General features: G+C 40.5%; 13 protein-coding genes and 1 pseudogene. 4 read left to right on the top strand and 10 right to left on the bottom strand.

The annotated features are described in order from the left end of the window. Nucleotides 1–6: 6 nt before the first annotated feature. The 4 genes from H5154_RS06475 to H5154_RS06460 all read right to left on the bottom strand — a co-directional run bounded on the left by H5154_RS06475 (nucleotide 7) and on the right by H5154_RS06460 (nucleotide 8,783). Nucleotides 7–951: a glycoside hydrolase family 43 protein gene (locus H5154_RS06475; RefSeq protein ID WP_182717790.1), complete on the bottom strand. Its 945-nt coding sequence runs from the start codon at nucleotides 949–951 to the stop codon at nucleotides 7–9. Between the two features lie 14 nt (nucleotides 952–965). Continuing rightward, nucleotides 966–2,303, bottom strand: a complete 1,338-nt coding sequence (locus tag H5154_RS06470; RefSeq protein WP_149980054.1) for an MFS transporter — start codon at nucleotides 2,301–2,303, stop codon at nucleotides 966–968. Between the two features lie 300 nt (nucleotides 2,304–2,603). Next, nucleotides 2,604–5,435 carry a TonB-dependent receptor gene (locus H5154_RS06465; protein ID WP_182717789.1) on the bottom strand — a complete coding sequence of 944 codons (2,832 nt, stop codon included), beginning with the start codon at nucleotides 5,433–5,435 and terminating at the stop codon, nucleotides 2,604–2,606. A gap of 513 nt (nucleotides 5,436–5,948) precedes the next feature. Then, nucleotides 5,949–8,783, bottom strand: coding sequence for a TonB-dependent receptor (locus H5154_RS06460; RefSeq protein ID WP_182717788.1), 2,835 nt, complete (start codon nucleotides 8,781–8,783; stop codon nucleotides 5,949–5,951). Nucleotides 8,784–9,331: 548 nt separating this feature from the next. On the opposite strand from H5154_RS06460, the gene H5154_RS06455 reads away from it, so the two are divergent. The 4 genes and pseudogenes from H5154_RS06455 (at nucleotide 9,332) to H5154_RS06440 (ending at nucleotide 16,914) form a co-directional block, all read left to right on the top strand. Then, on the top strand, nucleotides 9,332–10,294 hold the full coding sequence (locus tag H5154_RS06455) for a glycoside hydrolase family 43 protein (protein WP_182717787.1): 963 nt from the start codon (nucleotides 9,332–9,334) through the stop codon (nucleotides 10,292–10,294). Between the two features lie 526 nt (nucleotides 10,295–10,820). Beyond that, entirely contained in the window at nucleotides 10,821–14,249 is a 3,429-nt protein-coding gene (locus H5154_RS06450) for a LamG-like jellyroll fold domain-containing protein (protein ID WP_182717786.1), read from the top strand. A 229-nt stretch (nucleotides 14,250–14,478) separates the two neighbouring features. Continuing rightward, nucleotides 14,479–16,380: pseudogene (locus H5154_RS06445) on the top strand (carboxylesterase/lipase family protein). Between the two features lie 114 nt (nucleotides 16,381–16,494). Then, nucleotides 16,495–16,914: a hypothetical protein gene (locus H5154_RS06440; protein WP_259397091.1), complete on the top strand. Its 420-nt coding sequence runs from the start codon at nucleotides 16,495–16,497 to the stop codon at nucleotides 16,912–16,914. Nucleotides 16,915–17,203: 289 nt separating this feature from the next. On the opposite strand, the gene H5154_RS06435 is transcribed toward H5154_RS06440, so the two are convergent. The 6 genes from H5154_RS06435 to araA all read right to left on the bottom strand — a co-directional run bounded on the left by H5154_RS06435 (nucleotide 17,204) and on the right by araA (nucleotide 25,758). Continuing rightward, entirely contained in the window at nucleotides 17,204–17,971 is a 768-nt protein-coding gene (locus tag H5154_RS06435) for an ABC transporter substrate-binding protein (RefSeq protein WP_182717785.1), read from the bottom strand. A 415-nt stretch (nucleotides 17,972–18,386) separates the two neighbouring features. After that, complete coding sequence (locus H5154_RS06430) at nucleotides 18,387–20,357, bottom strand: family 43 glycosylhydrolase (RefSeq protein ID WP_182717784.1); 1,971 nt, start codon at nucleotides 20,355–20,357, stop codon at nucleotides 18,387–18,389. Continuing rightward, nucleotides 20,329–22,296, bottom strand: a complete 1,968-nt coding sequence (locus tag H5154_RS06425; RefSeq protein ID WP_182717783.1) for a glycoside hydrolase family 97 protein — start codon at nucleotides 22,294–22,296, stop codon at nucleotides 20,329–20,331. The genes H5154_RS06430 and H5154_RS06425 overlap by 29 nt, the downstream gene beginning before the upstream one ends. After that, nucleotides 22,296–23,363 carry an aldose epimerase family protein gene (locus tag H5154_RS06420; protein ID WP_259398463.1) on the bottom strand — a complete coding sequence of 356 codons (1,068 nt, stop codon included), beginning with the start codon at nucleotides 23,361–23,363 and terminating at the stop codon, nucleotides 22,296–22,298. Before H5154_RS06420 ends, H5154_RS06425 begins: the two co-directional genes overlap by 1 nt. A 216-nt stretch (nucleotides 23,364–23,579) precedes the next feature. After that, nucleotides 23,580–24,170: an HAD family phosphatase gene (locus H5154_RS06415; RefSeq protein ID WP_182717781.1), complete on the bottom strand. Its 591-nt coding sequence runs from the start codon at nucleotides 24,168–24,170 to the stop codon at nucleotides 23,580–23,582. Nucleotides 24,171–24,258: 88 nt separating this feature from the next. Further along, nucleotides 24,259–25,758, bottom strand: a complete 1,500-nt coding sequence (gene araA, locus H5154_RS06410) for an L-arabinose isomerase (RefSeq protein WP_182717780.1) — start codon at nucleotides 25,756–25,758, stop codon at nucleotides 24,259–24,261. Nucleotides 25,759–25,764: the final 6 nt, after the last annotated feature.

Raw genomic sequence — 25,764 nt, 5'->3', positions numbered from 1 at the left:
TTATTTTTATTGTTCGCCAGGCTTACCAAAAACAGGCATACCGTTATCATCCCAATTTAGTGATTTTGTGAAGGTATGACGATCTGGGTTCCACAGTGGATCACCTTCAATTTCAGTATATTGACGACAGTGATAAACCAGCACGTCGTTACCATTTTCATCTTGCGTAAAACTGTTATGCCCGGGGCCAAACATCGACTTAGGCTCGTTACTACGAAATACCGGCTCTTGCACTTTAGTCCAGCTATTTATATCTAATAAATCACTATCTAGGTCCGCATATAGCAAGCCCATAGCATAGTTTTCATCGGTGGCACTGGCTGAATACGTTAAGAATATTTTACCGTTACGTTTAAGTACGTTAGGGCCTTCATTCACCCAAAAACCAATTATTTCCCAATCAAGTTCAGGGATGGTTAAACGGGTGATTTCGCCAGTGATCTCTGTTGGTGATGACATTTTTGCCAAGTACAGATTTGAGTTACCTTTTACACCCGGTTCTTTTTGTGCCCAGCAATAATAAAGCTCATCATTATGATAAAAAGTCGTGGCATCTAAACAAAAAGTATCCCATGGGGTTTCAATTTGACCGCAAAACTGCCACTCGCCCTCAATCGGATCCGCATCTTTACAGCTAATTGCATACATACGATGCTGAAATAAATCGTGCTTAATTTCACTACTCGGTGCTGCGGCAAAATAAACATACCAAGCGCCATCATTAAAATGGATCTCAGGAGCCCAAATAAGCTCAGAATATGGACCTGTTTGTGGCTTCATCCAGACCATTTTTGGCGTTGCAGTTGCAAGCCCTTCTAGGGTTTTTGCACGGCGCAGTTCAATGCCATCATAGGCAGGCACTGACGCGGTAAAGTAATAATAACCATCTGTGTGCTTATGAATATATGGATCAGCACGTTGTGGGATCAAAGGTTTAGGTAAAGTTGACATAAATGCTCCTAAAATTATTCTGGTAACCGCTGGTTTTTAACCATATCGGTATAATAGTTATCGGTAATTTTGTATTTAAATAGCACAAAGCCCAAAATGGCATGAAACACACCAGGAATAATGGTCAGCATTAATGCTAATCCAGTCATGGTAAATTGACTTTGTTCAATATTTGGCTGGTAATCAAAAAAAGCTAACAGTAAACCACCGGCAAGACCCGCTAAACCACCACCGGCTTTTTGGCAAAATGAAATCCCGCCAAATGACAAACCTGATGCCCTAACACCGTCTTTAATTTCGCCATAGTCAACCGCTTCTGCAATCGCGGACCAAAACACCGGTGCATGCAAATCAACCACGAAAGATAAAATGATATACAACACAAAGGCCAACCAGATGTCACCAGGTTGCACTGCAAAAAACATTATCAGCGAAATAAACAACACTGCGATTTGTGACCATCTAAATAGTTTTAACTTACAATAACGTTGGGTGATCCACGTACTTGCCACCATAGATACTATTGATGCTGCGATACCTGCACTGGTAAAAGTACCCGCCAGATCAGGAGCACCTAAATAGTACTTAGCGTAGTACATAGCCACACTGCCACGAATTGCATAACCTAAAGTACCAAGCACACATGCGGCGCATAGCAGCAACCATTGATCGTTTTTAATCAGCACTTTAAATTGGGTCAGTATGCTTTCGGTTTGTGGTTCATGAGTAATACGTTCACGAGTAGTAAAAAAGCAAAACAGAAACAATGCTACACCACAGGTAGACACTAAAATCATTGCCAGTTTATAACCATGAGCGATATCGCCACCGCCCCACATTGATGCCAGTAAAGGTACAGAAAATACAATAATAACATTGGCTATTTTGGCAAAAAACATCCGATAACCATTCGCTGATAAACGTTCTTTAGGATCTGCGGTTAATACGCCAATGTACGAAATATAAGGAATTGCTACACCGGTAAACATCAAGGTGGCAAATAAATAAGTAAGGTAAGCCCACACCAACTTCATATTGTAATCAAAATCTGGAGTGGTAAATAGCAGGACGATTGAAATACCATATGGCACAGATAAAAATAAGAACCAATGGCGGAACTGCCCCCAGCGAGTTTTTACTTTATCGGTAATCACGCCCATTAATGGGTCAGTAAACGCATCAACAAAACGTGCAACTAAAAATAAAATACCCATATCAACAGGGTCGAGGCCATAAATGTCGGTGTAGAAAAACGACATAAAATAAAATAATGCAGCAACCATAACGTTTACTGCCATATCACCGGCACCAAAACCGACTTTTTCTACCACTGATAACTTTTGATTTTCCATACAACTACCTGATTTTTAAAATATGTAGTACCTTAATACGCCATATTTAAAATAATAAAGGTCACCTATTCTTTGTTTTATCACACTGGTGACCATTGTATTGCTTATTATTGTAAATTTAATGATAACTTCATTGATAGTATTATCATACTAATAGGATCGCAACTCTTTTCGACGAATCATAATTTTGGAAGCTCAACTATCTCAGAGCGAATAAATACAAGTTAAATCAATTCAATGGGTTGATAAGTAAAAACCCCGACCAAAGTCGAGGTTTTGTACTTTAAAGATTATATAAACTTAGAAAGAATAACGGGCACCAATTGCAAAAGTGCGTGAATATATACCGTTACCAAAGTTATAGATGTTTTCGTTGCCTTCACCATAATAACTTTGATACACATCGTCGAGTATATTTGTAGCATCAAAAGTCACCACAAAATCATCTGTTACATCATAGCTAAATTGGAAATCTAAACTTTGTTCTGAACGGTTCCAAAATTGCAATGGATTAGCAAAAATAGCCGCTTCGTTACCGGTATAGAACTCTGAACGCCATACATACGATAAGCGCATATCGAACGAATCTCGCTCATAAATACCCACCACACTATATGATTGATCAGATACACCAGCCATACTTGAATCTACATAACCGCTAATGGTTCCATCGTTGTTATACTCAGGTAGTTTTTGAGATGAATCTAGTGCGGTAAAACTTGCTTGCAGACCAAGCCCATTTAGCATTTCAGGCAAGTTATCCGGGAAATATACTAAACCAAGTTCCAAACCAGATAATTCGCCTTCACTTGCATTAACAGGGGCACTAAGCGCGTAAGGAATAATGTCACCATTCTTATCAGGTCGCATCACAACTTTTCGCCCTGGGACTATTCGGCTATCTATTTCTCGTAAAAAATAAGTTGCGTAAAGTGAACTTGAATCGGCAAAATACCACTCTAAAGAGATATCATAATTTGTCGACTCTTCAGGTTGTAATTGCGGGTTCCCTCCTGTGCCCGTCCCATTCTTAGTTCCCTCTGTAAGAGGATCCGTAAAATACTGCAAGGCATTTAAATCTGCAAAATTAGGCATACGTAAGGTATTAGTGTAAGCAAAACGACCTATCACATCATCGGTTATATTCCAGTTTAGAACTAAGCTTGGCAGTAATTTACTGACGTCTGCGCTCGCAGAGCTGGAATCAAAAATATTAGTATTTGTTCCAGTTTCTGCTGTGAAGTCCATATCCTGCTCATATTTGACATAACGCACCCCGAATTCCCCACTTATATTTTCAGTTATGAAAAAATTAGTGGTTGTATATAATGCATACGAGTTTTCTTCAATATCTAAGCTTTTATAAACATTTTCGGCTTCTAGACCATACACGTTGCGTACTGCACCAGCGTTATCAAGCATGTAACCACCATCAGCGGTAACGAAGTTACTGAATGTATCTGCCCTGCCATCGAAGTAATCATCCACATGGAATACAATACCGGATCCATCACCAGTAGCGCCTGCTGCGGCCAATTGTTGAATTAAACTTTCAACACTAGTATTACCAATCCCACCTTCATTTGTTCGAGTGAACTCTTCAGCTGTGCGTTTTTCGTAGCGACCGCCAAATTTCACTTTATCAATGAATCGACCACCAAAAAGATATTCAGCGTCAAAAGTAAATGTCGTAGAATCCCCGCGATTACCACCGCCGTTATCATACACCGTACCCGCATTCCAATTTTGTATTGCAGCCATATCAGCTTCATTTACTGCGGTGTTAGGATCATCCCAAAATGCAATCCCAGGAACTCCGTCATTATCATTAAAATCAACATTTAACCCTTTGGCTACACGGTCAAAGCGCATTGCAAAAAAATCAGTTTCAAATTCACTTTCTTGATAAACAACTTCAGTGTTAATTGTTAAATATTCACTAGCTTGCCACTGTGCACCTAGTGCATATAAGTAACTATCTGTTTTACCATATGAGAAATCACCACTTTGGAAACCACCTGCATTAATCGCTTGTTTTTCTTTAACTACATTAGTGCCATCGAAAATAGTTGGTGTTTCAATATTGCCATTGCCGTTTTCAAACGTGTTTGAAAACCACATCGCATTTTGTGACTCGTTTTCATACCCGGTGTAAAAACCTTCGGCGGTTATTTCTAAAGTATCAACCGGTGCCCACTGCAACGAGATAGAAGCTGCTGGACGTTTACGTAAACCAGTAAATGACGTACCAAAGATAGCATCACGTGCTATTAAATACTCTGTCGGCTCACCTTCAACGTTTAGTTTAGACCCTGGAGTATTAGGTAAACCGTTCTCTTGACCAATCTGCCAAACCTTGTTTCCTTGCGAGTCATATTCAGGAATACGTGAATAAGGAGAGTACATTGCTTGCGGATTATTAGTAAAAAATGGAAACGCTGCACCTGCAGTTATCGTATCATCACGATAATTGGTTTCAGAGTACGACACATTAAACAGTGCACCAAACTCACCAGCGCCGTCAATTTCCCAACGATTACTTAGCAGTGCACTAATATTTGGGTCAACTTTATCTGGTTGATCGGAGTAAATACCACGTGCAGCTAAAACAACTTTTTGGCCATCAAAGTTAAACGGGCGATTTGTTTTAATGTCGATTGAACCCGCAATACCTCGCTCGACTTGATCTGCTGATCGCGTTTTATAAACTGTTACGCCAGATAGTAAGCTCGCCGGAATATCTTGCAGTGCAACATCGCGCCCTGCACCGGTAAAAATATCTCGACCATTGACCGTAGTATGAACATCCGTTAGACCACGAATAGACACAGTACTCACTTCACCAGCACCACGGCCTGTGGTTTGTACACCAGTAACCCTTTGTAGTGCTTCAACTACATTGTTATCTGGGAACTTGCCAATATCTTCTGCAATAATAGAGTCGACAATTTGTGTACTAAAGCGTTTTTCAGCCAGTGCCTTATTTAAGCTACCACGAATACCAGAAACCTGAATAATTTCAATGTCGTCTTTCTCAGCATTTACCGATGCATTATCTTCTTGCTGCGCATATGCAAACTGACATGAAACAGCCATGATTATTGCACTAGCTATGTGTGTTTTTTTGAACATGAGTGGTGTTCTCCATTTGTTTTCCCCAGAAGGCTATTACCCTCTGCTTCCCCTTATTTACAAACTTGTTGTCAGAGCCTGTATTAAGGTTGCCTTTTATTATGTTAATTATTTGCTGCCTGACATTGATAATATTGTATGATTAATTAACAGTCAACTGATAAAAATAAATAAATGTTAAATAAAAATCAAAAAAACAAATCTTGGTAACAAGGCCATAAAAAACAATTGGTTGATGAAATATAATCTTACGGGAAAGATAGAAGTATCAAAAAGTGAAATATAACTCATCCTAAATCAAATAATTATTATACTACAAATTAACAACTCACTTGAAAGGGTATGCCAATGCTCCATAGCTATAACATATATTAAGATCGGTAATTCCAAGTACGGGGAAACAAAAAAGACGAAACAATTAGCTTTACAAGCAATGGGAATAATTTTCTGTATAATATGAATAAGCATAAAAAAACCCCGAGGTTATCGGGGCTTTTTATACTCTAATTTACATTAGAATGAATACCGTGCACCTAAAGCAAATGTACGAGAAAAAATACTACTTCCCGCATTAAATAGATTTTCGTTACCTTCTCCATAATAAGTTTGATACTTATCATCTAACAAGTTAGTAGCATCAAATGTAACCGTTAACTCTTCGCTTACATCATAACTAACCTGAAAATCTAAACTTTGCTCTGGCCGATTCCATATTTGTAATGGATTCGCAAAAGTAGCATCCGTTGTTCCGCTATAAAACGCTGAGCGCCATAAGTATGACAAACGCATATCAAATGACTCTCGCTCGTAAATACCAACGACACTAACTGATTCATCAGAAACGCCTGTCATACTTGTTTCAGTATAACCAGTAATATTACCTAGCGAATCAAAGTCAGGAGTGTCCTGCGAAGAGTCTAAGTTAGTGTAACTTGCCTGCATACCTAAGCCATCAAGAACGGCTGGCAGATTTTCTGGGAAATAGACTAATCCTAACTCGAGACCAGATAATTCACCATCTGACGCATTACCAGGAAAGCTAACAACGTATGGACGAGTTTCACCATCATCGCCTTCGCGTACAACATTTCTACGTGATGAAATGACTAACCCATCAATTTCACGCTTAAAGTAAGACGCGTATAAAGAACTTGTATCAGCAAAATACCACTCTAGCGATAGGTCATAATTTTTTGACTCAGTAGCTTGTAAATTAGGATTACCAGTACTACCGGTACCATATTCTTGCGCTTTAGTAATTGGATCTTCGTAACGTGCCACAGAGCTTAAATCAGCGTAATTAGGCATTCTTAGTGTTTCTGTATACGCAACACGCCCGACAATATCTTCTGTAATATTCCAGTTTAGAGATAAACTTGGTAGCAATTTATTGATACTTTCTGATTCAACGGTTTGGTCATACTGAGCAGGATTCTTAGATAATAGTGATTGAAACTTCATATCTTGATTATATTTCACATAACGAGCACCAACCTCACCGCTAATATTTTCAGAGAGATAAAAATTCATTGTGCTATATAAAGCATAAGAATCTTCTTCAATATCAAACGTTTTATACTTATCTTCTTTGTTAAACCCATAGACAGAGCGAACAGCATCTACATTATCAAGTAAGTAACCACCATCTGCTGCGATAAAGTTATTGAAAACGTTAGCTCGGCCATCAAAGTAATCATCAACCTGATAGATAAGCCCAGATCCGTCATCGCTTACACCTGCTTCAACTAACTGGCTCATGAAATTAGTTAGCGATGTTGGTTGATATTTATTCTGAGTACGGGTGAATGCTTCTGCAGTACGTTTTTCGTAGCGCCCACCAAAAGAAACTTTATCAATATATGTGCCACCAAATAAATATTCTGCGTCAAACGTAAACGCAATTGAGTCACCACTGTTGCCATCACCATTGTCATATAGATCAGCAGCATTCCAGTTTGCAACAGCGCTCATATCAGCTTCATTTACAGGTGTATTAGGATCGTCTTCGTATACGACTGCGGGTACACCCCCACCATTATTATAATCAACGTTTAGAGTAGGAAAAGTTGCGCGATTAAAGCGCATTGCTAAAAAGTCGCTTTCATAATCACTTTTTTGATATACCAGTTCACTATTAATGGTCAGATAATCTGATGCTTGCCACTTCGCACCCAATGCGTATAAATACGTGTCTGTTTTTTGAGAAGTAGCATCACCACTTACAAAACCATCTGCGCCGAGGGTTTGTCTTTGCTTTATGACATTTGTGTCATCGTAAGTAACCGGTGTTTCAATGCCGACGTTATCATTGTAACTAAACGCATGCCATAATGAATTTTGTGACTCATTACGATAGCCAGTATAAAAACCTTCAGCCGTTAACTCTAATGTATCATTAGGTGCCCATTGAAATGAGGCTGTTATTGCTGGGCGCTTACGTTCACCGCTAAAAGAGTTACCAAAAACAGCGTCACGGCCAAGTAAATACTCTGCTGACTGGCCATTTATATCAAGCGCTGAACCTGGTGTTGTTGGTAGGCCATTTTCTAAGCTCTGCCAAACAGAGGTTTCGTTACCCGGTGCTCCTAACGTTCTAGGAATTGGAGAATAAGGTCTAAAACCAGTAGCTGGTTGGTTTGTGAAATAGGGTAATGCAGCCCCTGCAGCTAATGTATCATCGCGGTAGTGCGTTTTAGAATAGGAAACATTGACCAGTGCACCAAACTCACCCGCACCATCCAAATCCCAACGATTACTTAATAACATACTTAAATTAGGGTCAACTTTGTCAGGTTGGTCTGAATAAATACCGCGTGCTGCTAGTACTACTTTTTTACCATCAAAGTTAAATGGACGCTGAGTTTTAATATCAATCGAGCCAGCTATACCACGCTCAACTTGCTTTGCCGATCGCGTTTTATATACGGTAACACCAGAGAGTAAGCTAGCAGGAATATCTTGCAGCGACACATCACGACCTGAGCCGGTAAAAACATCACGGCCATTTACAGTAGTATGAACATCGCTTAGACCACGAATTGATACACTGCTGACTTCACCGCCCCCACGGCCGGTAGTTTGTACACCTGAAACTCGCTGTAGTGCTTCAACGACATTATTGTCAGGAAATTTACCAATGTCTTCGGCAACAATCGCATCAACAATTTGTACGCTAGCGCGTTTTTCATCTAACGCTTTGTTTAAGCTACCGCGAATGCCTGATACTTGAATAACTTCGATATCATCAGTGCTATCTGGCGGTGTATTTGTTACTTCATCCTGTGCATAAGACAGTTGGCATGAAAATGCCAAAACTATTGCACTGGCTATGTGTGTTTTTTTAAACATTAGCGGTGTTCTCCAAATTATAGTTATATCGGAACTCTGAACTATCCAATTAAGTTACCGAAGAGTGACCACTGCATTGCCCATTGTATGTTGTCAAAACAGTATACGAGATATCTACATTTACTATGTATATAGATTAACACCCGGACTTTAATCATATTGTATGACTATTTAAGGGTCAACTCAAAAAACAACAAATTCAAATAACCTGTAAAGAGTAGTTAACACCCACTCCATTGAAATAGTTGATTTATTAGCTTGTTTCATCTAGCCACCTAACAATTAAAAAGGTAAGGCTATGCAATTCAAAAACTTAAAGTCGACAATGCGAATAACAATCACATTAATACTGTGTAAAAATATAAATGCATTGCAACTATATATTTACCTCGGTTATGCTGATGTCATCACAATAAAAATACAATAATACAATTAATGGTGTTTTTTATTGTACTTTTACTAATTTTTAGTACTCACAGCTGCCATGAATTAACTAAAACTACACATAAGCGCAGACACTTTGGCTTACACCATCTATAAGGATACATATGAAAAATAAATTAACAGCCCTTGCGTTACCATTACTCTTATCGAGCGGTATGGTTGCAGCACAAAACCCATTATTTACCGACGTGTTCACCGCAGATCCTGCGGCATTAGTTCATAAGGACACAGTTTATCTTTATACCGGTCATGATGTTGCCCCAAATAATGATATTTTCTTTGAGATGCATGACTGGCTTGCTTTTTCATCAACCGATATGGTGAATTGGAAAAAGCATGGCCCAATAATGAAAGCCACTGACTTTAAATGGGCTAAGGGCGATGCATGGGCAGCGCATATGATTGAACGTGATGGCACCTTTTATTTCTTCACCACTGTTCGCCATGATGAAACTAAACCTGGTTTTGCAATTGGTGTTGCAACGTCGAAATCTCCTACCGGACCATTTAAAGACGCTATAGGTCATGCATTGGTTACTAATGATATGACTACCCAAACACCGAATGATTGGGATGATATAGATCCGGCCATCTACGTAGAAGAAAACGGTGATACCTACCTATTTTTTGGTAACCTCGTACCTAAATATGTAAAACTAAGTGATGATTTATTAAGCCTAGACGGTGAAATCAAAACCATCGACTTACCTAATTTCACTGAAGCTTTATGGGTTCATAAGAAAGATGAATATTACTATGTTTCTTATGCATGTGAATTTCCAGAAAAAATCTGCTACGCAATGAGTAAAAGTATCCATGGCCCTTGGCAGTACAAAGGCATTCTCAATGAGATTGCCGGTAACAGCGAGACTAATCATCAGTCAATTATCGAGTTTAAAGATAAAAGTTACTTTATTTACCATACAGGTGCAGTACCACCAAAAGATGGCAAGCCAAGTGGCGGACGTTTTCGTCGCTCAGTTGCGATTGAACCACTTATATACAATGATGATGGTACCTTACAGCGTATCATCATGACCACTGAAGGGTTGAGTAAAGACAAATAACTCAGTCAACGAAGGGGCTCTCACTGCAGAGCCCCTATCACCGTGGTTTAAAAAATTGTTCGCTGGTGAATAAATCTACTTATAAAGACGATTTTCAATCGCTAACTGCGTTGAGTTAACTTGCAATAGGTAAGTGCCTGACGCGTAAACTCACCTAGTGAACCCTGATAACTTTCTAGGTAGACACTTTATTAACCTTTATAATTTTAAATCAAAGCATTCGTAAATACCTTTACCTGAGATCTGGTTAAACCCCTCTATTTTCGCGTAATACTTACATTACTTGCTGTAAATAAGCGAAAAATCGTCGCAAATCATTGCTTGATGATAATTGAAACACAGCTGTAAGCATTGTAAACAAAGCACTTTTTATTTACATACCAATTACTTTTGCAAAAGTATTTGCACATTTGATATAGTATTATAAAATTACAATACTACGTAGTTGCTATTTACGTTAGGTGCACAGCAATTTTATTGACAACATTAAATAACAAAAATCCCAGTTATAAGAGGACATTAAAAAATGAAACTAACCAGATTAGCGATGGTGATCAGCTGCGCTTTAGCTGTTACAGGATGCGGCTCAGACAGCAATTCAGCGCCCGAAGGCGTATTAGCGACACAACCTACTGCAACCGCAAAGCCAACTGTAAGTAGCAGTGTACAATTTAACAACAATGGCAATGTAACAGTGACGAATGTTGCCGTGCATGATCCGTCGGTTTTAAAAGTCGATGATACTTATTATATTTTTGGCTCACATTTAGCTGCCGCTAAATCGACCGATTTAATGAACTGGGAAATGATTTCAAGTTTATCAGCAAACAGTGCTGTAAATGAAAGCCCGTTGTTTGATTTTAATTACACAACCGAAATTGCAGAGGGTATTGAATGGACTGATGGCTTTACCGGTAACTGGGCTGCTGATGTAATTAAAGCACCCAACGGCAAGTTTTGGTTTTACTACAATCATTGCGCTCAAGATAATCCAGATACACCTAACACTGTTGATGAAGTATGCTTTAATCGCTCTTATTTAGGTCTTGCAGAAGCAGACTCTATTGAAGGTCCATACAAAAATAAAGGCATTTTTTTACGCAGCGGCTACCGTACTGATGATGAATTTGCTAAGTATCCATTAGATAATGGGCAAACAACATTGGCTGGCGCTGTAGATCCCAATGCCATTGACCCCGCCGCTTTTTATGATAAAGATGGCAATTTATGGATGGTGTACGGTTCATACTCTGGCGGGATATTTGTACTTGCTATAGATGAAACAACAGGCATGCCTGAAGCAGGACAAGGCTATGGAACTAAACTAGTCGGTGGTGACTTCCGTGCTATGGAAGGTGCATTTACTATGTATAGCCCTGAAAGTGATTACTACTATCTTTTTTACTCAGTTGCAGGATTTGCTGCTAATGATGGTTATAATGTACGTGTTGCACGTTCAAAGAACCCACAAGGTCCTTATTTAGATAATGCGGGCAACGATATTGCCTCTGCAGGCGGCCTTGAAATAGGTGAAAAACTATTAGGTGGTTTTGAATATACCCAAGAGCTCGGAGAAACAGCACCAGCTTGGGGTTATCAATCACCGGGTCATAACTCAGCGTATTATGATCAGGCATCGGGCAAACATTTATTTGTCACTCACACTCGCTTCCCATTAAGCTCTACTGAATTTCCAGAAAGTGCTGAAGCACACCAAGTACGAACCCATGAAATGTTCATTAACCAACTTGGTTGGCCTGTACTTTCACCACAACGCTATGTTCCACTCAATGGTGAGAATGTACTATCGATGGACGAAATCCAAGGTTATTACAAATTCATAAACCATGGTACAACCGTTAATACCAGTGCTATTCGTTCAACTCACATTGCACTTAATGCTGATAACTCAGTAACAGGCAGCGATCCTGGTACTTGGTATCCTAGCGATGATTCTAATACCAATATTAAACTAGTATTAGAATCTGGCACTTACTTTGCCGTCGCTAAATGGCAATGGGATGATGCCAATAAAGCACTTGTACCAACGCTGTCGGGAGTATCAAGTGAAGGAGCAACGGTTTGGGCAACTAAAGTTGACGATATTACGGCAACAAGCGATATCCTTGCCACTGTTGCTCAAGCGTTGGATATTAAAACTGAGTTAAGTATTGCAGATGAAGGTTACTCATTACCAACTCTTGGTAAAGATGGCGCACAAATCAGCTGGCAAAGTAGTGATGAATATTACATAGGTAGCGACGGTGCAGTATTTATTCCAACCCCAGACCGTGGTAATAAATCAGTGACGCTCACAGCCAATATTGAGCTAAACGGCCAAACCACGAGTAAAACATTTACAGTTAATTTAACCGCACGTCCTGAGTTTAAAAATGCGATAGCACATTATTCATTTGAAAATGCGCTCACAGATAGCTTAGGAAATTTACCAAGTGCCACAACTACTGATAATAATTTGTTAAACACCGGCGCAGGTAATCAAGCGTATGCTGCTGGGCAAACAGGCCAAGCATTTAGTTTTGATGGTGCAACAGGTGTCAGATTACCTGATAGCTTTATTCAATCAAGTGCATACACTGTTTCTTATTGGTTGAAACCAACGGTTTTAACTGATTTTTCACCATCATTCTTCGCCACTACGACTGTTGATAGATGGATGAGCTTGATCCCTGGTAACACTCATTTTACAACCACACCAATGCTATGGAGCAAATATTTAGATGATGCGGGTGTTGAACAGTGGAACCAAATCATTTCTGCAACCCCGGCAACGCTTACTTGGTCGCATGTTGCAATCACTTATGCCAACGGCGAAGCTAAACTTTACCGTGATGGGGTTTTAGCAGGATCAATGCCACGCGCTGATTTTTTTAGTAATGCAACGGGTAACTTTGCACTTGGCGTAAACTATGGCTGGGATTTACCATTCCAAGGCGAGATTGATGAATTAATAGTATATGACTATGCCCTTGGTAACTTAGACATCAATGCAGCTGCTATCAATAACTTAACTGATCCAACAAAATTCGCTGGTTTTGTAAAAGATGCATTAGATTTAGGTGATGTATCAGCAGTGCGTGATAACCTCACTCTACCGCGTGTTGGTCCATTTGTATCCGGTATCAGTTGGACATCAAATAATGAAGAATACCTAAAACCTGTTAATGGCACAGCTATCGTTAATCAACCAAGTGCGTTGGCAGGCGATCAAATCGTCACCTTAACTGCAACGATTAACTATAAAGGCTTCACTGACACTAAAACCTTCGATGTTACCGTTAAATCACTTGCCCCTGCGCAATATAGCTTTGAAGGTGATTTAGCTGAGCTTGAAGGCGTTTACGGTAAAGGTAACGCAACCGGTAACCGGATAGATAACCAAGGCGGTGCTGTCACTTTCACTGACGGTATTATCGGTCAAGCTGTACATCTAGATGGTAATGTTGGAGTGAGATTACCTGATAACTTAATTACAACGAATGACTATTCAATTTCACTGTGGTTAAAACCAGATGTATTTACCAGTTACACGACTGCATTCTTTGCCGGTGCAAATTCGTCAACGTGGTTAAGCCTTGTCCCATCAATGGATGGTACTGATAAAACTCGACTTTGGGCAACTACGGGCGCATTTTTCGATAACGGTGAGCTTGATACTCGTATACCTAAAGACAAATGGACTCACTTAGCCATGACTGTCGATGGTAGCAATGGTGATACACTAAAAATGTACGTAAATGGTGAATTAAAACTTGAAGCTGCAGGTTTTCCACGTGTATTCACTGTTGCAGGCGAGACCAATGAATCTGCGTTAGGCGTAAACTATTGGGATACGCCTTATGCTGGTGCAATTGATGAGTTAAAAGTATTCAGCGGTGCAATTGATGCTGATGCAATTAAAGCACTCTTTGATGCAGCAACTGCACAAGAATAAACTATTTTGGGCGAGCTGCCTTGCCCAATAGTTTGTTGTCGTGAAAAGCCAGACGAGAGTCTGGCTTTTTTATTTATCAATTATTTCAAAAAATCACTTATCTTCTACCACACCATTTGTACTATAATAACAACTTAGTAAGGGCTATGTACCGTATTCTTATGTTCTTATACCCTGTTTTTGCTTTGCCAAAATGACAGCATTTAAAGTTATTGCTAACGGCGGCTGAATGGACACCTTATTTCCTTTTGAGCATATGCTGTCTGAGATTAATTCATATGGTTACTTAGTGATAGCACTGGGCAAAAGGCAAAACAGCCTTGATGACAAATTCTTAAATAAGGCCAGAAATAGCATGCTCCCTCACGTCATTGATTGGATTAGAGCACAATTTGCGAATCTGCTCAGTGAATTTTACCAAAGCGCAAATCTGAAAAAAATCGCTATTGCAGGTCAATTCTGGGATGGCGCGCAACTTTTTGCTACAGCAAACTATAAGCTTGATTGGCAATTAAAAGATAAGCAAAGCAATTTTAAAGGAATGATTATGAACGTATCAAAACTTAAACGGCTTTTATGGGCCACATTTTTTGCTACAGCAGCAGCCAGCGCAAACGCAGAACCATTAACCCAAGTCAGCGTGGCACAGGGCAAACTTGAAGGCACGGCCCAGCAAAACTTAGCCGTATTTAAAGGCGTGCCCTTTGCTAAACCACCGGTTGGAGAGTTGCGCTGGAAAGCCCCGCAACCGGCTGAAAAATGGCAAGGTGTGCTTAAAGCACAAGCGTATGCCCCTGCCCCAATTCAAGCAGGCGATCCCGTATCTGGGAGCAGTGAAGATAGTTTATATCTGAATATTTGAACGCCCGCGCAATCAAATAATGAAAAGCTCCCGGTGCTCGTTTGGATCTACGGTGGTGGCTTTAGCTTTGGCAGTTCATCAGATCCTATTTTTGATGGTAGCGAACTTGCCAATAAAGGCGTGATAGTAGTGTCTATTGCTTATCGCGTTGGTCAATTAGGTTTTTTAGCCCATCCTGAACTTAATAAGGAAAGCCCAGTTGGCGTATCAGGTAATTATGGGTTGCTCGACCAACTAGCCGCCTTAAAGTGGCTTAAACAAAACATTAGTGAGTTTGGTGGTGATGCAAATAATCTTACCATTGCGGGTGAATCTGCGGGCGGCATTTCGGTTAGCATGCTTGCCGCCTCACCGTTAGCTAAAGGGTTATTTAACAAAGTTATCTCGCAAAGTGGTGGTTCATTTGGTCCTACTCGCATTAAGAACTACCCCGGTGAAAACATGTCAACCTTACAACAGGCTCAAACAGAAGGTTTCGACTATGTAAAACAGTTTGGCACAAGCTCCATTGCACAACTGCGAAAAATGAGCGCAAAAACTTTTATACCAAAAGGCTGGTCACTTCCCGGTGGTTGGCCCATTGTTGACGGCTATGTGATAAAAGACGACCAATATAAGCTCTATCAGCAAGGCAAGTTTAATGATGTACCTGCTTTAATTGGTTATAACTCGGATGAAGGCGTCAGCTTTGTGTGGGACCCTGATGTTAATAATTTTGTTGATGGAGTAAAGTCTCGCTTCGGTCAATTTGCGCCAAGCTTACTTGAAGCTTACCCTGTTGCAAAAAACAGCATCCCTCGCAGCGCCCGTAATCTGGTGCGTGATGCTGCCTTTGGTTGGCATACTTGGAGCTGGGCTAAGTTACAAACTGAACATGGAAGAGCCCCTGTTTATTTATATTACTTTGATCACCATCCTGAGCGTAAACTTGGCGGCAAAGATGAAGATTATGGCTCTGGCCACGGTCATGAAATAGCCTATATGTTTAAAAACCTTAATAAAGCAGATCCGAATGTAACTAAAAATGATTTAAAAATGTCAGATATAATGGCAAACTACTGGACTAACTTTGCCAAAAATAGCAATCCAAATGACGATGCATTACCAAATTGGCCTGCTTTTAATAATGACAAACCCAGCACTATGTATTTTCAACAGCAACCAAAAGTCGGCCCAGTGCCCGACAAACAAGCGCTAGAAACACTTGATCAGTATTTTAAATGGCGCCGCACACCAGCCGGTGAAAAATGGGCTAACCAAGTTCGTTAGTCTGCAGCTATCCAAATAAAAGCCAAATTAATATTTGGCTTTTATTTACATGCCTCCCCTTTAGTAACGCCTCTTTCAGCCGATAAGTATGATTAAATCACATTATAAAGAGCCATGATGCAGATACATAAACCACTGGGACAGCCAATTGCGTCACCATCAGAGTCTACGGTAAAAAGTAACGATACTACTGGCTATCGTTTATCAGAAAAAGAGTTAGACAATATATCAGGCCGGGAAACTAAAGAGAAAGCAGAAAAAGAGGCCAATTCAGATATGCCCGATCACATCGCTAAAATGATCGAACAGCTGAAAAAAATCAAAGAACAGATTGAACAACAAAAAGAGCAACTCGAAAAGTTAAAAGCGCTAGATAACCAGCAAGATGAAGCTGTTAAAGCACAAGTCGAAGCGCAAACTAATATGATTGTATCAATGCAAGCTCAAATGGGTTCGTTAGTTCAAACCATCGCTGAAGCGATGAAAGAAGCTGGTATTACCGACACAGGTGCACTTGTCAGTGCCATGGTGTGATCAACTGAAATCGCGATTAGTTGTTACTATTGTAGTACTGCTCATATTCTATTATTAGCAATCGTGTTTTTAGCTATACTTAAATAAGCGCAATATCAACAATTAGGCATAATTATGAGTTATAAAAACTGGCCAATCGCTAGGCAGATTGGTGCACTCGTATTTCCTTGCTACAGCAATTTTTACTGACAAAAGTAAATCGGCCATTAAAATGCCTTCTGCTACCAGGCGCAATAAGCTTTGCAATTTAATCACCAAAATAATTAGTGATTGTTTAATCGATAGATTTTTAGTTAAAGGAACCGCTTTTTATTTGTAGATACTTTTCGATAGTTTTATCTTTCTTATCTGATGCAAGCACTTCATCTAAAGATTTCTGAATTTTTGTTATCATTTCATCTGATGTTTTTTTATTAGCTATCATGTAATAGCCACCTTCGTTCGACAGTAAATAGGCTTTTTCAATTGCTGACTGATCATAGCCCAGCGTTTTCATTTGATAGGCTAAATCTAATGGATCTCCAGGGATCAGATCTGTCCTTTTTTTAAATAAAGCTTTTAATATTTGTTCTGAATTAACAGTAACATAGTAGTCTATATTTTCTTGAAAGTGATTACGCTTAAGGAATTGCTCAACTGAACCGCCCATCAGCACACTAGTTTTATATTGTTTGATATCTGCGATTTTGTTGATCTGTATATCAGATCGGGAATTTAATTTATACAGATATACCTCTCTGGTGTGCAAAGGGCCAATCCATTTATACATATTTTCGAGCTCAGGAATGCGAGCTACTGTAAAAAGCAAAGTGTTAGGAGTTTGTTGGACAGTGTATAAAGCGCGTTTAAAAGGATAAACTAACAGTTTGTATTTGATGTTCGCTTTTTGCAGCGCGGCTTCTACTAACTCTGTGCTAATACCAACTAGCTTACCACCTTTGTTAAAATTATAAGGTGGCCAGTCGTTCAACAAAATTGTAAGTTCAGGCTCTGGATCCTGAGCATTTGCATTTATATTTGACAATAAACTCAATAATAAAATCATTCTTAATATCATGAGGCTTCCTATTCCTGTGCCTGCTTCTATCTATAAAAAGCGCTATTTTTTAAGTTTATTTTATAATTATCTTTGGCTTTACCTTACATATTAGCAGCCTACGCTAACATTACACTTGGTTCACTGTATCTTACAATTATGGACAATCAAATTGTACCTTTGCTGCGTCACCTTACACTAATTAAATTAGCGACAACAGCTTAAAATACAACCACCTTTTATATTGAGCGAATCGCTTAACTTTGGCAGTTTGTTAAAAAATACTAAATGTACAGGCCGCGAGTGCACTTTATTAATGATGGCAATAACACGACTATTCAAATGTAAGTTCATAAAATTAAAACGCACGCTACATACACATAAAAAAGCCACTATCGAAACAGTGGCTTGGTGAGAGTCGAACGCTTATTTACATTTACTTTGGTTCTCGTAAATGGAAAATTTGGCACTTGTTACCTAAATCAGGTTGTTGTGCAAAATTAGTTTTATCTGCAAGGCCACAATCACTTAAACCCAGTGCTTGCTTTGTGTAACGGTTGATCAACATCACGCCGCCACCTGCAACAGGAGTAATGCGCCATTGTGCTGTTTTAGTTTCGCACGAAGCCATTTCAACGTTAGCGCCAGGCACTAAAGCATTGTTTGCCACAGCAGCGCAATAATCGCTATCAAGGTCTTGCTTTAAAGCAACGTAACCTGTGTCTGTTGGTGCAAAGAACCATTGTTGGGCGTCGCTGTGAGTAAACGCTTGTTGCTCAACATTAGTACCTGCTTTAACAGCTCCTGCAACGCTCAATGCTTTACCACTTTGTTGGCTCATTACCGCGACACTACCTACAGGCTGTAACTGCCAATCAGCACATGCAGTATCTTTACCTTGTTGTAAAACCGCTTGATTTTGCGCGGCTGAACACCCTGCAATCGCTAATGGTTTTTCAGTGTAGCGATTCGTAATGGTGACATTACCATCAGTGCTTGGTGCTACTTTCCATTGCTGACAGAAGTTATTACGCCATGCCGCAGATTGTGTTTTCGCATTATCAGCATCACTGCAATTAGCCAGCTCTAAAAACTTGCTGTCTTCACGATTTGCTAAACGTACAAAACCATCTGTGGTGGCATCAATCACCCATTGACCATTGGTGCTTGCACAATGGCGTTGCACGGCACGCGCATCTTGAGGATCCGCTGCAATATCTAAACATAAACCGCTGGTTGCATTAACTAAGTTATAACGCTGACCTTGCACACGAGTTACAAGTGGGCCGTATTCACCTGATGGTGGAGCCACTTCAACACCCGGTGTTACTGGTTTTGCAAAGTTTGGTGTGCCATTATCATGCCAAGTAAATTTTTGCGCACGCAAAGAACGTGTGGCACTACAACCATGCTCTACTGAGTCATTGCCATGGTATACCAGCCAGTCTTCACTGCCATCGGGTGAGGTAAAAAAGCCATTGTGACCAGGGCCAAATACTTCATCAGTACGTTCAAATACCGGCTCGTCAAACTTCTTCCAGCTGTTTGCATCTAGCGGATCATCACCCACCAACTCTAACATACCTAACTTATAATCTGGCGTGTTACAAAAGCTTGCTGAGTAAGTCATAAACGTGCGACCGTTATGCTGCAAAATTTCAGCACCTTCGGTTACTTTACGTCCGCTGATCTCCCAATCAAGTTCAGGGCGTGTGATCACAGTGTGCGGTGAATTCTTTTTCAGCGTCCACGGGTTTTCCATTTCAGCAATAATGTTTAACTGTTGATCGCCCTGCCACTGGGAATAAATAACATAGAGTTTGTCTTTATAGCTTAAATAGTTACCATCGATATTCCATACATCAGGCATGAGTGCGCCTTTGTATTCATACGGACCCATTGGGTCGTCACCGGCACTTTCTAATACATTAAGATGTTGGTTATCTAAAGTACCATCAGTCCCTGCTGTATACATCATGTACCAACGGTAGCCGTCAGGGCCTTTAACACGATGAAATTCAAACGCCCAAAAGTTACAACAACGCGCAGGATCGGTCGCTGACCATACATTTACTGGGGTTGCATCGGCAAGTCCTGCTAAAGTAGGTGATTTACGCATCACCAATTCAGATGTCCATGTTGTCGTCGTTAGGTAATAGTTACCATCCCAGTACTCAAGCCATGGATCGGCACCATTAGGAAATAATGGATTAGTGAATACGCCATCATCTTGCGTGGGTGCTTTTGCGCTCGCGATTGGTGCTGCATCTTGTGTTTGTTGTGTGTCTGCGCGGGTTGTAGATTCACACCCTGTAAGTGAGCTTAATGACAAAGCGAATAAACCTACAAGGCCTGTTGCTTTAGCAGTACGCTTTAATTTAGTGCGCAAGTGATGTTGTGCATTCATTGTTGTTATCACCCTTAGTTATTATAACAAACCCGCTATTGGGGTTTAATTTTATAGAAAACAGTTTTGAGTTGAGCTGTTGCGCCTCAACCTGTGTTAATTTTTTACCTGCGCTAAGTAGCTGGGCTGAACTGAAGTTACTAAAGCTTAAGTCAATATCTAACGTAATAGCTTTATCCTGCGCATTAATAGCTGCAACATACCAGTTGCAGCGAGAACGTCTCGCCATCACCACATGCTTACCTGGGCTGCCTTGCAAGAGCCTTGTTTCATCCCACAGAGTAGGCAGCGATTTCAAATAAGCTTTTACTGGCTCTGAAACTTTCGTCATTTGCTCAGGCGTTGTCACTAAGTGCTGTATCCCAGATGTAAATAAAATCGGCAGCGCGAGCTCAAAGGCATTATTGGTTTTGCGTTCAATATTAGGAATATCACCAAGTACCATAGGTGTAAAATCCATTGGATCAAACACGTTCCGAGTAAACACTAAGGTCGCTGCATGCTGCGCTTCTTTATCGGCAAATGCTTGAAAAAAGCTTATCATCTCAAAGCCTTTTACTGCTTCGGAGGTCATTAGATTAGGATAAGTTCGCTGCAAGCCCCTTGGCAAAGTGGTGCCATGAAAATTGACCATTAACTGATGTGCTGCTGCGTCTTTCAGCATAGCTTCGTAATAGGCCATCACAGATGAACCATCACCCGGGAAGAAGTCGACTTTAATGCCTTTAATTCCCATAGCTTGAAGTTTTGCAAAATGTTTAATGCGATCAGCACGCGTTAGTAATGCACTTTTAGGAGAATAAACCGTGTTATTCCACGCGCCTGATGAGTTATACCAAACCCATAAATCAACATTTTTTTGCTTAGCATAGGCTGCCAACTGCTGCATTTTCTCCCAGCCTATTTTTTGATCCCAATCAGCATCAATCAATACATATTGCCAGTGCATATCTGCTGCATAATCAATGAACTGTTTTTGCACAGGAAAGGTTGTAAAGTCATCCTTTAATAACCCCCAACTCCAAGCAGCAATCCCCGGTTTAACAAAATCAGTGTTAGTTAGCTGGTTTGGTCGGGCTAAGTCAGTCCCTAAAGTAGACTCAGTAACCGTTTGCAACGTGCCAATTACCAATAAACGCCAAGGCGATAACAGCGGCAGTGTATGCTCTGGTAAATAGCCACCATTAGAAGTAACTTCACGCTGATCAGGAAAACGAACCTTAAACTGCCCTTGGCTATTATTGGTTAAATTAGTACCACTGTAATAGTCTTCACCACCAGCTTCTGAGATTAAAATATACTGCTCTTGGTGCTTAAATAATGCCGGATACACCCAGCCATTATTGGTTATTGCAGGGGTCGTTAATGCTGTCGCTTGTAAATATTCTTCTTCATAAGAAGGGTTAGTGTTCATCCAGCCAGATTGCGCTTGCGCTTTAGGCTGTAACCACGCAACGGTTTCACTTGGGAAGTTAAAACCCGTTTGTTCACTCATAACGACCCGCGTATCCGAGGACTCCCCATCTAACTCGTAGCGAAAAGCAACCCCATCGTTGCTCACTTGAAAGCGAACATTCAATGTTTCGTGTTGCTGATTAGTCACGCTTACAACCGTACTGTTAGCCTGGTAATCAACAAACTGTTGCTTACCAGTAAAAAGCTGGTAGCTATCATTCACTGTCGGCTGTTGTTTAACAGCTAATAATCTAAGCTTTTTAGTAAAATCGGTATTATTAAGCGTGATACCTAATAAAGATGGCTCAATTACTTTATCGCTACCTGACTGTACTTGATAACTTAACTGCCCTTGCTCATCTAAATCAACCAATACGGCTAACTGCTGATCTGGGCTATGAATAGTCGCAACCTCAGTCGCTTGCGCCACAGTTGTTATCACTAAGGCTGCAAACAGCAGCCCTATTTGATTAACGAAGTGCATTACTTAGTGCCAAACTCATACACAATACGCGTTGAATAAACCTCACCAGGCATCAAAGTTGTACTGGGGAATGTTGGCTGATTCGGTGCATCAGGAAAGTGCTGTGGCTCTAGGCAAAAACCACTTCTTAATTTATGTACTAAACCAGAGGCTTGCTTACTGCTTCCATCTAAAAAGTTACCTGAGTAAAACTGTACCGCAGGTTCTTCGGTATACACAGTTAGGGTTCGACCTGAGCTTGGCTCATAAACGTTAGCTGCTTCAATCAAATCATGATTAGGTTTGTTTTTCAGCACAAAGTTATGGTCATAACCTTTACCAAGCTTCAGCTGCTCATCATCCACATTAATTTCTTTACCAATTGCTTTTGGATTTCTAAAATCAAACGGTGTACCCGCCACTTGCATTAACTCACCCGTTGGGATCAAACCGCCATCCACAGGGGTGATTGCGTTTGAGTTGATTTGCATTTGATGATCGAGAATATCGCCCTTACCGGCTAAGTTAAAATAACTGTGCTGGGTCATATTGATGATGGTTGGCTTATTTGTTTTTGCCACAAACTGCATATCAAGGGTATTTTTGTTGGTCAATGTATAGGTGACTTGTGTGGTCAGCTCACCAGGATAACCTTGGTCACCATCAGGACTTACGAGGCTTAGTGTTACACCAGCACTGTTTTGCGTGCTAAATGGCACCATATTCCAGACTTTCTTATCAAAGCCTTGCACACCACCGTGTAAATGGTTAGCACCATCGTTAGTTGCTAACTGATAATCCGTGCCGTTTAAGCTAAATTTACCATTAGCAATACGGTTACCAAATCTGCCAATGATCGCGCCAAAGTATGTGGTTGCATTAGTGTAATCTTCTAAATTATCCATACCTAAAACAATATTACCCATGTTGCCATTGCTGTCTGGCGTTTCGATACGGGTAATAATGCCGCCATAATTGATCACATCAACGCTCACGCCATTACTATTGGTTAGGGTAACTTGGTTGATCGGAGTTTGGTCTGCCAGCTTGCCATAAGCGTGCAGTAATGCAGAAGGTGAATTGGTCATATTGTCTCCTTGGTGAGCACACGCGGGGGTTAAAGCAATCCCAAAGGACACTGCTATTGCAAAGATACCGCGAGATAATTTTTTAATCGATGTTGACGACTGATGAACCGCTGTTAGGCGCTGAGTTACACATTGCAATGACATGACAATAACCTTATTATAATTGTATTTATACTTTTATAATACAATATAGTGATCGATTGCAAATTTATTCGCCTAACTTTTTAGTTGTATTTTGCCGTCTTTGACTAAAATGCAGTCCATACCACCAGCCTGAGCTGCTTGATAGCCTATTTGCGTGTCTTCAAACACCACACAATTTTGTGGTTGAATGTTTATTTGTTTGGCTACGCTTAAAAAAGTTTCTGGGTGTGGTTTACCGTGGCGAACATCACTGGCAGTAACTAATGCGTCTATTTTATCGATTAACCCTGTTTGAGTTAGATGCTCAATGGCATGCGCACGGTCCGCGCCAGTACCTACCCCAATAGGCATTTTGCCATGGTAATAGTTTAATACATCGACTGTCTCAGTAATGATTTCTGGCTGATGGTTTAAGCCTAACCAAAATTGGTGTTTTTGCTTGGCAACTTCATCAGGATCATGACTAAGTCCATATTTTTCATTGAGAATATCAACAGTGGCAAGTGTTGGTACGCCACCTAAACTATACATATAGTCATAGTCAAACGGATAACCTAATGCATGGCAGGTCAGCTCCCATGCTTGTAAATGAGAGCCCATCGAATCGATAAGCGTGCCATCCATATCAAAAATAATGCCTTGGTATTTTGTGAGATCGAGCATGTGTACTCCAAAGTCTTAGAAAACAAAAGCCAACTTTACTATAAAGTTGGCTTATTTAGTTAACTTAGATCACTGCTGTTATAGGTGATTAAAGCCCACGTTTTAACATGTAATACGCTGCATTGTGGCGTAGCTCTGTTTTGAAACCACGGATGCTGGTATCAGCATCGATAATCATCGTTTCAACACCTGCCATTTCAGCAAAATCAACAATCATATCGGTGGTAACAGCTTGGCTGTACGCAGTGTGGTGCGCACCACCGGCATGGATCCACGCAGCAGACGCCACTGATAGATTCGGTTTTGGTTCCCACAATGCTGATGCAACTGGTAAATGCGGTAACTCAGCCGGTGGCGTTACTATATCTACTTCGTTGATCAAAATACGGAAACGATTACCCATATCAATTGGCGAAACGTTAATTGCCGCACCGGCTTTAGCGGTAAACAATAAACGACCCACATCACATTTCACCCCAATGGTGTGAGTGTGAACTTCAAGGCGTGGTTTTTGCGCAGCAATTGATGGACACACTTCTAACATGTGAGCACCTAGTACTTGGTCGGTATCACCCATGTTATACGTGTAATCTTCCATAAATGAACAACCGCCTTCACGGCCTTCACCCATTACTTTCATGATGCGTACCATAGCGGCTGTTTTCCAGTCGCCTTCACCGCCATAGCCATAGCCTTTAGCCATTAAGCGCTGCGTTGCAAGTCCTGGTAAACCTGATAAACCAGACAAGTCTTCAAAACAGTTAGTGAATGCTTTAAAGCCACCTTTTTCTAAAAAGCGTTCCATACCAAGCTCTAAACGTGCTTCGTTGCGTAGCATCGATACTTTGTAATCATCTTGCAGCGTTTCATCGCTAATCACATAGTCAGTTTTGTATACTTCAAGCTGTGCATCTACTTCGGCATCAGTGACGGTATCAACAACTTTAACTAGCTCCGCTACGCCAAAGGCATGTACTTCATAACCAAACGTGATTTGTGCTGATACTTTGTTACCTTCAGTAACCGCAACTTGACGCATGTTATCGCCAAAACGTGCCACTTTAAGTGTTTGGCTTTCAGCCCAACCTTTAGCAGCGCGACACCAATCATCAATTTGCTTTTGTACGTCAGCGCGTTGCCAATGACCTGCAACCACTTTACGCTCTTTACGCATCACTGTGCCGATAAAACCAAATTCACGGTCACCGTGGGCACTTTGGTGGGTATTCATGTAGTTCATATCAATATCAGCCCACGGTAGCGCGGCATTGAATTGCGTATGAAGGTGTAACCATGGTTTACGTAACTCGTTTAATCCAGCAATCCACATTTTCGCAGGTGAGAACGTATGCATCCATAATACTAAACCCACACAGTTAGGATCGGTGTTGGCTGCTTGGCACACGGCATGAATTTCTTCAGGCGTTTTCACCGTTGGCTTACACACTAAGTTAACTGGTAAATTAGCTTCGCTATTTAAACCAGCCACAATTGCAGCGCTATTATCTGCAACGGTATTTAACACTTTTGGGCCATATAAATGTTGTGACCCAGTTACAAACCAAACTTCTTTCATTGACGACGGCATATATAA

Source organism: Pseudoalteromonas sp. SR44-5 (genome assembly GCF_014163675.1).
GTDB classification, from domain to species: domain Bacteria; phylum Pseudomonadota; class Gammaproteobacteria; order Enterobacterales; family Alteromonadaceae; genus Pseudoalteromonas; species Pseudoalteromonas rhizosphaerae.
The sequence above is the reverse complement of the archived record's forward strand: the minus strand, read 5'-3'. Positions and strand labels throughout refer to the sequence as shown.

Coding starts and splice junctions, on each gene's coding strand:
- H5154_RS06475 (WP_182717790.1), bottom strand. CDS start 951: ATGTCAACTTTACCTAAACCTTTGATCCCACAACGTGCTGATCCATAT.
- H5154_RS06470 (WP_149980054.1), bottom strand. CDS start 2,303: ATGGAAAATCAAAAGTTATCAGTGGTAGAAAAAGTCGGTTTTGGTGCC.
- H5154_RS06465 (WP_182717789.1), bottom strand. CDS start 5,435: ATGTTCAAAAAAACACACATAGCTAGTGCAATAATCATGGCTGTTTCA.
- H5154_RS06460 (WP_182717788.1), bottom strand. CDS start 8,783: ATGTTTAAAAAAACACACATAGCCAGTGCAATAGTTTTGGCATTTTCA.
- H5154_RS06455 (WP_182717787.1), top strand. CDS start 9,332: ATGAAAAATAAATTAACAGCCCTTGCGTTACCATTACTCTTATCGAGC.
- H5154_RS06450 (WP_182717786.1), top strand. CDS start 10,821: ATGAAACTAACCAGATTAGCGATGGTGATCAGCTGCGCTTTAGCTGTT.
- H5154_RS06440 (WP_259397091.1), top strand. CDS start 16,495: ATGATGCAGATACATAAACCACTGGGACAGCCAATTGCGTCACCATCA.
- H5154_RS06435 (WP_182717785.1), bottom strand. CDS start 17,971: ATGATATTAAGAATGATTTTATTATTGAGTTTATTGTCAAATATAAAT.
- H5154_RS06430 (WP_182717784.1), bottom strand. CDS start 20,357: ATGAATGCACAACATCACTTGCGCACTAAATTAAAGCGTACTGCTAAA.
- H5154_RS06425 (WP_182717783.1), bottom strand. CDS start 22,296: ATGCACTTCGTTAATCAAATAGGGCTGCTGTTTGCAGCCTTAGTGATA.
- H5154_RS06420 (WP_259398463.1), bottom strand. CDS start 23,363: ATGACCAATTCACCTTCTGCATTACTGCACGCTTATGGCAAGCTGGCA.
- H5154_RS06415 (WP_182717781.1), bottom strand. CDS start 24,170: ATGCTCGATCTCACAAAATACCAAGGCATTATTTTTGATATGGATGGC.
- araA (WP_182717780.1), bottom strand. CDS start 25,758: ATGCCGTCGTCAATGAAAGAAGTTTGGTTTGTAACTGGGTCACAACAT.